9 protein-coding genes are annotated in these 12,556 nt (G+C 50.6%); 1 reads left to right on the forward strand and 8 read right to left on the reverse strand.

From position 1 onward, the window contains the following. Window positions 1-384: 384 nt before the first annotated feature. Together LRP54_RS06000 and LRP54_RS06005 are read right to left on the reverse strand one after the other, a co-directional pair. Complete coding sequence (locus tag LRP54_RS06000) at window positions 385-1,266, reverse strand: DUF5926 family protein (RefSeq protein WP_231205771.1); 882 nt, start codon at window positions 1,264-1,266, stop codon at window positions 385-387. A 234-nt stretch (window positions 1,267-1,500) separates the two neighbouring features. Further along, the gene (locus LRP54_RS06005) at window positions 1,501-3,096 is read right to left on the reverse strand and encodes a xylulokinase (RefSeq protein WP_231235372.1); all 1,596 of its coding nucleotides are present in this window, start codon (window positions 3,094-3,096) and stop codon (window positions 1,501-1,503) included. A 172-nt stretch (window positions 3,097-3,268) separates the two neighbouring features. Between LRP54_RS06005 and LRP54_RS06010 the strand changes: the two genes are divergently transcribed. Beyond that, on the forward strand, window positions 3,269-4,030 hold the full coding sequence (locus LRP54_RS06010) for a fructosamine kinase family protein (RefSeq protein ID WP_231235373.1): 762 nt from the start codon (window positions 3,269-3,271) through the stop codon (window positions 4,028-4,030). Between the two features lie 290 nt (window positions 4,031-4,320). On the opposite strand, the gene LRP54_RS06015 is transcribed toward LRP54_RS06010, so the two are convergent. The 6 genes from LRP54_RS06015 to LRP54_RS06040 form a co-directional block, all read right to left on the reverse strand. After that, the gene (locus LRP54_RS06015; protein ID WP_231235374.1) at window positions 4,321-5,253 is read right to left on the reverse strand and encodes an HAD family hydrolase; all 933 of its coding nucleotides are present in this window, start codon (window positions 5,251-5,253) and stop codon (window positions 4,321-4,323) included. A gap of 180 nt (window positions 5,254-5,433) precedes the next feature. Further along, a complete protein-coding gene (gene serS, locus LRP54_RS06020; RefSeq protein WP_231235375.1) occupies window positions 5,434-6,711 on the reverse strand; it encodes a serine--tRNA ligase in 1,278 nt (425 codons plus the stop codon). Between the two features lie 220 nt (window positions 6,712-6,931). Further along, a complete protein-coding gene (locus tag LRP54_RS06025) occupies window positions 6,932-8,110 on the reverse strand; it encodes a diacylglycerol/lipid kinase family protein (protein WP_231235376.1) in 1,179 nt (392 codons plus the stop codon). A 165-nt stretch (window positions 8,111-8,275) separates the two neighbouring features. Continuing rightward, window positions 8,276-9,283: a prephenate dehydratase gene (pheA, locus tag LRP54_RS06030; RefSeq protein WP_231235453.1), complete on the reverse strand. Its 1,008-nt coding sequence runs from the start codon at window positions 9,281-9,283 to the stop codon at window positions 8,276-8,278. Window positions 9,284-9,405: 122 nt separating this feature from the next. Continuing rightward, the gene (locus tag LRP54_RS06035) at window positions 9,406-11,814 is read right to left on the reverse strand and encodes a DUF6541 family protein (RefSeq protein WP_231235377.1); all 2,409 of its coding nucleotides are present in this window, start codon (window positions 11,812-11,814) and stop codon (window positions 9,406-9,408) included. Window positions 11,815-11,849: 35 nt separating this feature from the next. Then, the gene (locus LRP54_RS06040; RefSeq protein ID WP_331274808.1) at window positions 11,850-12,455 is read right to left on the reverse strand and encodes a DedA family protein; all 606 of its coding nucleotides are present in this window, start codon (window positions 12,453-12,455) and stop codon (window positions 11,850-11,852) included. Window positions 12,456-12,556 lie beyond the last annotated feature (101 nt).

The following is a 12,556-nucleotide window of genomic DNA, read 5'->3' on the forward strand; positions in this document are numbered from 1 at the left end:
CTCGAAAGAAAGGCGATTACGATTTGCGATAAGCCCCTGCCATATCCGCAGCACAAATCCTTGTGAGGTGTGGAATATCTTTCCCAGAAACACTGACGGACGGCGACTGAGCGGCAGCACATCCAAAAAGAAAAAACATGAAAAGTAAAGTAATAAGCCGATTCTTCATCATAACTGATTTATTAGGATGGGATGTAGCATATAAGCAACTTTTCTTGCTTTATTCCCCCGAAGCGCTCACAACAAGACATTATTGTATTTATCTCAAAAATTGAACAGAATCACGAAAATAAAGATCACCTACAGACCAAAAAGCTACGGACGTGTAAACGTGTGGGTCCGCTGATAACCAGCGAACCCACAGTCATCTGACAATTATGCAAATCAGCGAATAGTGACCTGCCGTGAAATAAGACCCTGACGCACCCGTCGTTCATCATGAGTCAACGGATCCGTATTCTCCACAGTTTCCGTCAAAGCCTGAGCAAAAACTTTCGCATCTGCCGCAATATCTGCCGCAGTCACGCCATCACCCAATTCAAAAACAGGAATAGCGATACCGCACGCACGGAAAGCCCCAACGAAACGCGAACCTTCACCAAGCCTCGTGCGGCCAGCCAATTGCAAACGTGCAAGCGCAGTAAACAGGCGCGATTCATCAATATCAGTCAGGATACGTACAAAGTGACGATTCATCGCGCACCAGTACATTCCCTCCACCCCAGGAACAGCTTCAGTGGGAATAACTTCTTCACGGTTACGTTCCAAAGCACGCTGAGTATCCGCATCAAGCTGCGCTGACGGATCAAACCAGTACCCATAATCTGCGGTCAGTTCCATCGGACCAAATCCACTGTTATCAACCAATTCTTGCAACCGTGGAGCAGGTTCACGAATATCGGCAGCTACAGTTCCTTCTGCGCCTTGTTCACGTGCAGCAAGAGCAGCGACAAGGGCTGCACCCGCGTCATGCGACAAATCACCGGAGTTATTTCGCGTTTGCAGGCCAATAAGGATTCGACCATCCGCACGAATCATCGCTGGGAATCCCTCAGGCAGAAGCGTCACAATATCAAATTCGACACTGCCGTATTCTGAGGTGGTGCGGGCGGTCATAGTGGCGCACGGAATGATCTCACGCATAGCAACCAATTCTTTTTCTACGGCAAGCCCCTCATAGGGACGTTCCACGAAAGGAATAGGCGCACGAGGCGCGGGACGTTGAGCGCTTGGAATAACTTTTTTACGTCGACTGGCTTTACCCATAGCTTTAAGGGTACCTGCCTGCCGTAAAAAATACGGAATCTGTGAGAATAGCGGGTCACAAATTTACCTGACTTACACTGGCCAGTACCTTCTGCTTAGCCCACTTTCCTGCACTTGTCACTCACACCTGGTTATGCCACTCGCACTTATAAACCTCAGTTCATCGGACCTGCTCAGGAGCAGTCAGCATGACACAATGACAGGCCGCATCACAGAGCAAAGAACAGGTCGCCCTCAAGAATACTGTGCTGCGGTGCGCGTAATAGCTGTCCCACGCATGTAACGACTAAGGTAACTTTCATATGCGTCAGCATCTGCTTCATGCGGCTCAATAACTGTGACATCCTCATCAACAAAAACATCATTATCGAGGTATTCCGGCAAAGTCTGGTTTTCTGCGCGCACAGCCGCGTAACGAGCAAGAACAGCTATCCCCCACGCGCCACCTTCGCCGGCAGTTTCCCCAACGGCAATAGGTGTACGTAAAGCATCTGCGAGAATTTTTTGAGCAACCCCCGCTGTTTTGAAAATACCTCCATGCGCAAGCAGCCTATCAAGCTCCACACCCTCATCTGTTAAAATATTCATTCCCATGCGAATAGGAGCAAATACTGTCATTAATTGCGTGCGCATAAGATCAGCTAATGAAAAATCTGCATCCGGCAGGCGCATCAAGAGTGGCCGTCCCGCATCAACACCAATAACCGGTTCCCCTGATAGCAGATTGTAAGCAAGCAGCCCTCCGCCATCGGGAGCACCGCTCAACGCTCGGGTGTACAGCAGAGTATAAATATCCTCCATTGGCATGTGGATACCCGCATACTCGCTGAATTGCGCAAATACTTTCGCCCACACGTCAAGCTCAGAAGCACCGTTATTGGAATGAACCATTGCCACAGGTGAACCATCAGGTGTCGTCACCGGATCAACTTCCATATGAAGACGAGTCAGTGCCTTTTCAAGGACAATCATCGCAAAAATTGACGTTCCTGCGGATACATTTCCTGTTCGAGGAGCTACTGCGTGGGTAGCGACCATACCGGTCCCCGCGTCGCCTTCTGGCGGACACATCTGGATTCCCGCTTGCAACTGCCCTGTAGGATCCAAAAGCAGTGCGCCAGATTTCGTGAGTTTTCCTGCATCCTGCCCGGCAACAAGGACCTGCGGAAGCAGATCACGTAGTTTCCACGTGTAAGGTTGGTCGGCCATGAGCGTGTCATATGCGTCAAGGCAACGTTCGTCGTAAGTGTATGTGCGTGAATCAATGGGGAACATTCCTGAAGCATCACCGATGCCAAGGACATGCTGGCCTGTGAGGAGTTCGTGAACATATCCAGCAAGAGTGTTGATGGACGCAATACGCGCGACGTGTTCCTCATTATTAAGAACCGCTTGATGCAGGTGAGCAATTGACCAGCGCATCGGTATATTGATGCCGAAAAGCTCACTGAGCTGGGCGGCGGCTGGTCCCGTTGACACGTTACGCCATGTGCGGAATGGTACGAGCTGTTTTTTCTGGGCATCGAAAGCAAGGTATCCGTGCATCATCGCGGAAATACCTATAGACGTGTAGCACGTAGGGGTGAGCCCGTACTTTTCATTAACATCAGCGACCAGCGTGGCGTAGGCGTGTTGCACACCTTCATGCACTTCGGTGAGGGAATACGACCACAAACCATCGACGAGAGTGTTTTCCCACGTGTGTCCACCTGCGGCAAGAACACTATGATCTGGTCCGATAAGTATTGCCTTTATTCGCGTAGACCCACATTCAATACCAAGTGTGGCTTGTCCGTCACGGATCCACTCATACGCATTTTTATCGGCCACGGTGCCTCCTGTACAGGGGTGTTACATGTTATCGGTTTGATCTTACGCGGTCATAACATTCTTACGCGCCTGAAAGCTCATATGTTCCACATCTGCTTCCACATTCCAAAGCCCTCTGCTGCAATCACGCTGGTCACGACCACATGCATCGCGCTAATGTACAAGGGTGAACGTGCGACACAAAAGCGGCGACCCCGGCCATATTGCTTGGGAATGCGCTGGACTTGAATGGCTACGAGAAGCCCAAGGAGCCGCAATCGTTGCGATCCTTGAACACGGGCACGACTGGCTCACAGAACCGTCACTGCGTACCGTGTCCGCCCACCCACAGGCCGCAGAAGATTTTGGGCGCGCACTCGCCCGCACTCACGCGGCAGGGGCATCTCATTTTGGATGTCCACCTCCTCAATGGGAACAAGATAACGGGTGGATGGGGCACGCTCGACTCCCCCTGATTATTTCAGCACGTCACGCGCCAACATCGTGGGGAGAGTTTTACGCCGAATACCGGGTCCTGCCCTACATCACAGACAACGTATTTACATCCACAGAAATCCATACCCTTATGCGTTTGTGCGAACGCCTACGCAACGGTGATTTTGACCATCCACAACCCGCACTTGTCCAAACAGCGGCAGCGCGCACTCACGGTGATTTATGGAATGGGAACATCATGTGGACCGACAGTGGAATCATCCTTATTGACCCCGCTGCTCAAGGCAACCATGCTGAAGAAGACCTCGCTCAACTTACTGTTTTTGGATGCCCGCATCATGAAAAAATCTGGGCCGCCTATAACGAAATTTCACCCCTTGCTGACGGTTGGCGTGAACGAATACCCCTCCACCAACTCCATATGCTGATGGTTCATTGCGCCCTTTTTGGACGCTCATATGTCAGCGAGACACTCAGCATTGCGGGGTACTACACATAATTCAAGCAAGGGCAGGCACGTGATATCCGCTAAGAATCACGGTTCCAAGCACCATCATTTTTGGCCTCACATCAGGCAGCGTCGCACGAAGTTCCTACAGTATTCGCTTCGCATCAGCACTGCCCGCACCGGCGTGGACAATGAAACATCCGCACACAACACGCCCACAGCAAACCCAAGATGAGCTATCCCACGGGCTGTAGATACCGAGCCGCAAACAGCAGCACAAATGCGCTCCCAGCAAAAATGATTGTCTATCTCACCGCACGTATTCTCCTTTGAATAATGTTTTAAGCTGAAGGGAAAGGCACACCGCAATGCCACAATAAAGCCGCCATCACTGCTGCCGCTCCATCATTTTCCACTGCAGCAGTCACATGTTGCGCATGAGAGCGAACCTGAGAATCTGCTCCACCCATTGCCACGCCTAAAGCCGCCCACTCTAACATAGGGACATCATTCGACCCATCCCCTACGGCAATAGTTCCCTGCGGAGGCACACCATACTGCCTCGCTAAATCATCTAAAGCACGCGCTTTCGTACACCCCAAAGGCCCGATATTTGCCCACGACGTCCAGCCAACAAAAACTTCATGAGTTTGACGCACCTGAGAATCATCCAATGCGGCAGAAAACTGCTCAATCGACATCTGCGGAGCACGCACTACCAGATTTGGAGTCTTTTTCTGACGTAACTGCTCAATGGGAAGCACCCAGTGTTCTTCAATCAGCTCCCCCTCTGGGAAAAAATCACTGATAAAAAAACCACCATCTTTTTCCACACCAATAATCGCATCCGGCAGAACAGAAAGCACGCGATCCCAGACCTCATCCACACGAAACTCGCACGTCTGAACGACACGCACCCCGCCCTCACAATGAGGATCCCACTGCGCTATAACCGCACCATTTGAACACACAGACACGCCCGTATCCGTACCCAGTTGAGACACAATAGGTCGCACCGCACCCAAAGTACGCCCCGACGCAATGACCGTATGAATCCCTGCTTCAATGACGGCCCGATACAAACTACGCACACGAGGTGTCGCACCTGTAGGTGTCAGTAACGTCCCATCAATATCAAGCCCAATAAGGAGCTGCTGAGGATCCGTTGGTAAATCCTGCGGCAAACTCTCAATAACATCATCCACTACCTCACGGAAAGGGCGCGGCTTTTCACCTGAGGGAGGCGGCGTCAAGAAAGGGTTTCGTTTCGACATTTACCATCCCTCTCTTTCACACAGATGAGGCACTCACAACTGCACGCATATCATGTCCTCGATTTACCGTACCCTCGCACGTATTTTCGCGGAACAATAACCCTCACAACATTATTAACAGCGTACCTGACCCTCATGGCCACATAATCACAGTTCACGCGGCCACAAAGGAACAGCACATCAGTTCACAGGTTCAAAAACCTCAACATTACCAAGGTAGGGACGCAAAGCCTCAGGAATACGCACAGAACCATCAGCCTGCTGATGATTTTCCAGAATCGCAACAATCCAACGAGTAGTTGCCAAAGTACCATTCAACGTAGCCACCGGATACATTTGACCATCCTCACGGCGTTCACGAATACCTAAACGACGCGACTGGAAAGTTGTGCAATTGGACGTAGAAGTTACTTCCATCCAGCGTTCCTGCGTCGGTAACCATGCTTCACAGTCAAATTTACGTGCAGCGGAAGTACCTAAATCACCCGCAGCAGTATCAATAACACGGTACGGCAATTCAACTTTCGCTAACATTTCTTCTTCCCAATGAAGGAAACGCTGGTGTTCTTCCTGCGCATCTTCAGGACGGCAATAGCTGAACATTTCCACCTTGTTAAATTGATGCACGCGGATAATACCCCGCGTATCTTTACCAGCAGAACCCGCTTCACGTCGGTAGCATGTTGACCACCCAAGGTAGCGTTTCGCACCGGCAGATAAATCTAAAATTTCATCCGCATGGTAACCAGCCAAAGCAACCTCAGATGTGCCCGTCAAATACAAGTCATCTGCCGGCAGATAGTAAATTTCATCGGAATGCTCATTCAGGAATCCTGTCCCACCCATAATCGCTGGCGTCACCAGCGTCGGTGTCATCATTGGGACAAAACCCGCAGCTACCGCCTGATCCATCGCCATTGTCATCAAAGCTAATTCAAGGCGAGCGCCCACACCTGTCAGATAATAGAAACGCGAACCTGAAACTTTAGCTCCGCGTTTCACATCAATAGCACCTAAACGCTCACCGAGGGCTAAATGATCTGCTGGTTCAAAACCTTCCGCAACAAAATCACGTACTTTCGGCCCCTCATGACGCAAAACAACATAATCATCCTCGCCGCCTGTTGGGACACCATCCACAATCAAATTCGGCAGCAGTCGCGCTAAACGGTCAGCTTCAGACGCTGCTTCATTGGAACGTGCTTCGGCGGCTTTCACTTGGTCAGCAAGCTCTTTTGCTTGAGCTAACACGGCTGGACGATCTTCCGGCGACGCTTTACCCACCAGACGTGACACATCTTTTTGTTGGGAACGCAAAGACTCAAATTCTTGCAAAGCAGTGCGGCGTTCCACATCCGCTTCAATAATGCGATCAACAAGGTCAACGTCAGCGCCTCGTGCCCTTTGTGAAGCACGAGCAGGTTCAGGGTTTTCTCGCAAAGCGCGCACATCAATCATGTCTTTATCCTATGTCCTTTTCGGTAAGACCCGTTATTTGCGTTCATCATGACACGCATATCACGCATATGAGGCCACAAACCATCCCGTCACGCCGCCACAAATAATGTCAATGGGACTGTGTGCCGCCTACATGCGGCATCTGCTCGGCATATGCACGTCACTTACATGATGTTTGTGCTATTTTACCAAGAAATATTTCAGCACTTCCGCCCAAAAATCAGAACCTACCATTACCTACTGGGGCTGCAATATCAACGGCAGCGCGTTGAATACGCACATGAATACGTCGCGCACGGCCTACAGCATCACCATCGACTTGCACAATCTGAGCCTGGTCAACACTCACATCAGCTCCGCGTGCCTGACGGAAAACGATACGTCCTAGTGACATCGCAGTATTGACCGGTCGTATGCCTAAACCTTGAGCAAAAATTTTCCCAGCAAGATTAGCCCATCCAACCAGTCCTGCAACCGTATCAACTACTGCCACATCAATAAGCCCATCATCAACACTGGCAGCTGCCGCTAATGTGACAAAAGGCAGTTGGCCACAGTTCGCAAAGAATACGCACCGTGCCATCACATCGACATCTTTATCTGGGCGAATACGTGTTGCAGATTTTTCCTGAAAACCTACATTGTTGACTTGATACATTTGCCCTTGACTTGCAGCTTCCTCATGCGGATCTGCGTTTTCCCATGCTGATGCCCGCGTTTCTTTAGGGGAACAAGGTTCATGTAGTCGCAGTTTCACTTTCATACGAGGCACCGAAAGAGCACCCAAAGCAGCCACCACGTAGGCAATCCATCCGAGCCGTTTTTTCAGCTGAGGATCCGTGTCAGCCATTGTTTTCCCGTCAAAACCAAGACCCGAGATCACAAGGAAAGAAAACTCATCATCCGCGGGCATTTCCTCTGGCTGAGCAGGTGCTCGTGATGTGCCCGCCCACATATTGTAAGCGTGATGAACTAGCTTTCCTTCGGCAGGCAGTAAAGCAGGGGCGTCTTGCGCTTCCATTCGTAACCACCCGAGGTCCACACGACGATGCCCTGCTCCGACCGTAATTTTGAAAGCCTTGGCCACATCATCTAGGGGAATACCGAGGTTACGGGCCATTAAATTCCCTGTCCCCAAGGGCAGGATTCCCATACGCACATTCGTATCAGCCAGACCCGCAGCAACTGCGCGAACAGTTCCATCGCCTCCTGCAGCAATCACTATATTCGCTCCGGCTTGTGCTGCTTCAATAGCTTGCCCTGTTCCTGGGTCCTCTTGCGAGGTCATTAGCCAATGGATATGCGTGACCCCGCAGCTATGCGCAATAGATTCCACCTGCGTGCGTAAGGCTTCAACGCTACGTATTTTCGTGGGGTTGAGAATAACCCACACCGACACGTCTTGACTGTACTGATGGTTAGTTATCGCGGTGGACACACGTGAGATGCACTGATTTTTTTGCACGTTTATTCCGCGGTTTTTCCACCACGTATACGCACAAAAACCACAAAAGAATGAAGCGCTGGCGCAAGCCACGTGTATCCATTTCATGGGCGGATTCTTTCAGCGAATTGGCCAATCAGGTGCATCAGTGGGATCAATATTGAGGCCGTCACCTCCGTGGATAATATTTTTAACCCATGCGCGACCACGGTGAAAATCTTCGTCACGAGTTCCACGTAGAACATCTGCGCGCACCCCGTCAACACGCGGGTACGAACCCATAAAACGCACATCCGGTGAGAATCTATGGAGGCCAACCAATGCTGCCTGCACACGTTCTTCAGCAACATGCCCCACAATGTCGATGCTGAAAGTGTAGTTACCTAAACCGTCACCACTGGGACGTGATTCAATACGTGAAAGATCAACTCCTCGGACACTGAATTGTTCCAACAAAGTAAGAAGCGCGCCTGATTCATTCACAGGTAAGGCCACTTGGATAGTTGTTTTATCCGCACCTGTAGGCGCTGGTAAAGCACCTGGACGCGACACCATGACGAAGCGAGTGACTGCACCTAAATTATCTGCCACGTCACGGTACATTGCTTCTAAGCCGTAGCGTTGCACAGAAGGAGAGTTACACAGGGCTGCGTCGAAAGTTGTATCGTGCGTTGAGAGGAGTTCCGCAGCTGCCGCTGTTGACGTCGTCGGCACGTGGATTACTCCTGGGAAAGTTTTTTCCACCCAATTGTGGCATTGTGCCCACGCATGTGGGTGTGTACCAATACGACGAATCTGATCGGGACATGTCCCCTCACGAACAGCTAACTGGAAATTAATGGGGACCAGCATTTCAGCAACAATGACCAGGGGTGCTCCTTTAGAAAGGGAATCTAAAGTAGCGTTGACGCCTCCCTCAATAGAATTTTCAATGGGTACAACTGCACGGTCAGCTGTTCCTTGTCGTACTGCGTCCATTGCGACAGGTGCTGAAGTCATTGGTATGAGTTCAGCGTTACTGGGCGCTATTTGCCATGCTGCTTGTTCGGTGAAGGTGCCAAATGGACCAAGAAATGCAATACGAAGGTGTTCACCTGTGGATGCAGGTCCGGGCACGTGTGTTGTCAGATTTTGGTCTGTGGTCATTCCTCCACACTAGCGAGGAGGAGTCACGCTGTCTGTTCATGTCCGCACTCCAATAGGAGCGGCATTGGGGCTTGAGTATTGTTTCCGCGTCTGAGAAGCCCTGATTAATTACATGCTGTAATTTTCCACAGTTTAGCTGTGTCACCCTGATCGACCAGTTCAAAGCCATGCGAGGTATCGACATGGTAAAAGCCTGGGTGCCGTTTAGAACGTGTGAAGTTGTAGTAAATCCCGTCAGCTTCCTCATAAAAATGCGTGATTTTTTGTTCTCGAATGGCTTGACATATTTTCGGATTCGTGTGGATTTGATTAAATGATTGCGATAGCAAGTCTTGCGTGTACGTATCGAGGTTCGCCAAACTCAGGTGCGGGAAGAAAGCGTAGCGTTGCCCAATAACTTCTGAATACGCGGCACCAGCGATAGGGTCACCAAAAACACGGGCATCCGGTGGGAGGGTTTGCGGCATGGCTTGTAACATCCTCAGTTCCCCTGCGGTCACCATCCCTGGTTTACCTAAATTGTCAAGATCGTACACGTAGTCCACTGCGCGGAAACGAGCATCCGTAGCGCACAGGCATGTGACAAGTAAAAGACCGCAACCAAGAATAAGTTCCACTCGCCGTGAGCGTACCTGATGCGAGGAGTATTTCTTTCTTGCGACGTGGCGGCCCATTGAAGTGGGGGTCATATATGAACTGATGAAACGGGCTACGATCACCATTCCTGTGGCAGCTAAAGGAACCATCAGTAAGGCATGAATTGCCATAATTCGCCGTGGATCTTTATACCAGGGGCCAAGGAGGAATGTGCGCAGCTCATTGTCAGGCGCATATGACAAGAACGTGAGGAAAGAAAAAAGCAGGAAAGCTCCCAGTATCCACGGGCGCATAATATCCGTGAGTGTGGTGTCTGATCTGTGAGGGCGAGCGCGGACAAAAGGAGGTGCAGCAGCTTGTATGAGCTGCGGCTCAGGTGCGCTGCTACTATGTTCTGCACTGTCGGAACACGTCAGATCAGTGGCGAGTGCCGGAGTGCCGGTACTTACGTAATCAGTTTCGTTCGTTTCTTGAACAGGCTTACCCTGTCCCTCCACACTAAAATGAATGCCCGCATCCGTATGCATTGTGAGGGGCTGAGGAACCTCAGAATTTTCTGCCTGATTTTTTGTGCGCGCCTGAGCTCGTGCGACACTCATTTTCCCGTATAGGTAAAAAATGAGGGCTACAGCGCCGCATAGGGTGAGGATGCCAAAACACGCCACCGTTGCCATAAATCCCCATGTCGTATTAAAAGGCGGGAAAGGCGTGAACATGCGCGAAAAAGCAAAGTCCCATCCTAGACCTGAACGTGGATACGCTGCCATTGCGCGAACGGCCGCCGTGTCCAGCGCCATCAATGGGAGTAGGACAGAAAGCGCAGCAGCAATAACCCAGCAGGCTGACGATAGGAAATACCTATGATCGAAAGCACGATATGCATAGGTGAGCACGTGGTAAAGGAACGGCACTAAAAGGATGAAAACTCCCCCAAAAAGCGCACTGGGGTGCGCTAGGGTGACTCCGATAAGTGAAAAAATGAGTGCCGGAAATACAGCAGTCAGACGGCCCAGCGTTGCAGCAGAAAGGGCCGCCACCGAACCCGTTTTTCCTATCTGCGGCGAATAGTGCGAGATACTTCTGCCTGCCTCAATTCCCAGAACCAATAAGCCTAAAAGTAGCGTCGTCCCCGCAGCATGAGGCCACTGGTTATACATTGTCAATGCGTCAGCAGGCATCAACAAAAGGCCACCGGACATGATCGTGCCAACGACGATAACGGACACGTCTGTTGTTAAGGTACGTAAAAGAGCAGCGGCACCTAAAACCCACAAAAACATGAGCAGGAGCGACGACACATTTGCCGCTTCAATGACCGTTGTTTTTGTTGAAAAAATAAGAACAAACGTGTGCCACAAATTCGGGTAAAACGATGTCGCTCCCCCACGTAAAGCAGCAAGTGAAGTCCACGGCGATATTTCGTTGACATCGAGCATGAGCCACACACCGTTGAGGTGATGAACCGCATCCCATTGTTGAGCGGGATTATGCGGATTTGCTCGCACAAGCATCGGCAGGGCAGCGATAAGCCATCCGCTACACACAGCAAGCAGCAGCGGCCATTGCGATTTGTGACGGGTCAGCGCATTGCGCTCTGATACTTCTGACCTTAAGGCGGGTGCAGCGGATAGGAAATGCGCGGCTTTTTTTCGCCTGCGCCACGCCCACAATACCCACCCGAGCAACGAAATACCGCCTAAAAACGGTAAGAGCGTCAGCCGTGTGAAAGGAATACCGAATGCGCGATAGGCCATACCGACAACGAAAATCAGCCCCCATGTGACAGATGCGCTCACGCCCCAGGCTTGGATCCGGGAGCGGAAAATCATGAACATCCATCCCAGTGCCGGAACAGTCGACACGATGAACATGAGGACGTATAGCGGCAGAAGTTTCGCCCATTCACTCAACATCATGAGTCATTCATATCCATTTCATGAGGCACTCATACTTATGAGGCAACTGTGTCACTTTCGTTTGAAAGGTCAGAGTTTTTGCGGACACGTATCTTATGTAAAACCAGTTCAACGATCATTGGGACAACGGAAATAGCCACGATCAGCAAAATAATCATGGACAGGTGATCGTGAACAAATGCGATTCCTCCAAGCAAAGCACCTGCCATTGTCACACCCACACCCCACAGGGCTGCGCCAAGAGAGTTATATATGAGGAATTGTGAGTACGGGTAGCGTGCAATACCGGCAGCTAAAGGAATAAATGTGCGGACGAAAGGAATAAAACGGCCGATCACTAGGGAACGCCCACCATAAGAAGCAAAGTATTGTTCAGATTTTTCCAGATATTCCGTTTTCAGGAAACGCGCATTATCACGGAAAAGACGACGGCCACCTCGCGCACCAATCCAGTATCCAATTTGCGCTCCACAAAAAGCGGCAACAAAAGTTGAAATCAGTAATACGGGCAGGCCAAGACCTAATTGGACATGTAATAATCCCGCAGCAAAAAGAAGGGAATCCCCTGGCAGAACAGGAAAAAGTACTCCTGATTCAATAAAAACAATCAGCAAAGTCCCCCATAAAACCCATGAGCCCATGCTTATCAGCAGGTCCTCAGGGTTGTGGAACCATCCGATGAATGTGTCAAACCACGAAGGGTCTGTGGTTGTGGCCGTGGCTATGAGATTATGGATCACTC

The sequence above is a fragment of the Schaalia sp. lx-100 genome, from assembly GCF_021083625.1.
In the GTDB taxonomy this organism is placed as follows: domain Bacteria; phylum Actinomycetota; class Actinomycetes; order Actinomycetales; family Actinomycetaceae; genus Pauljensenia.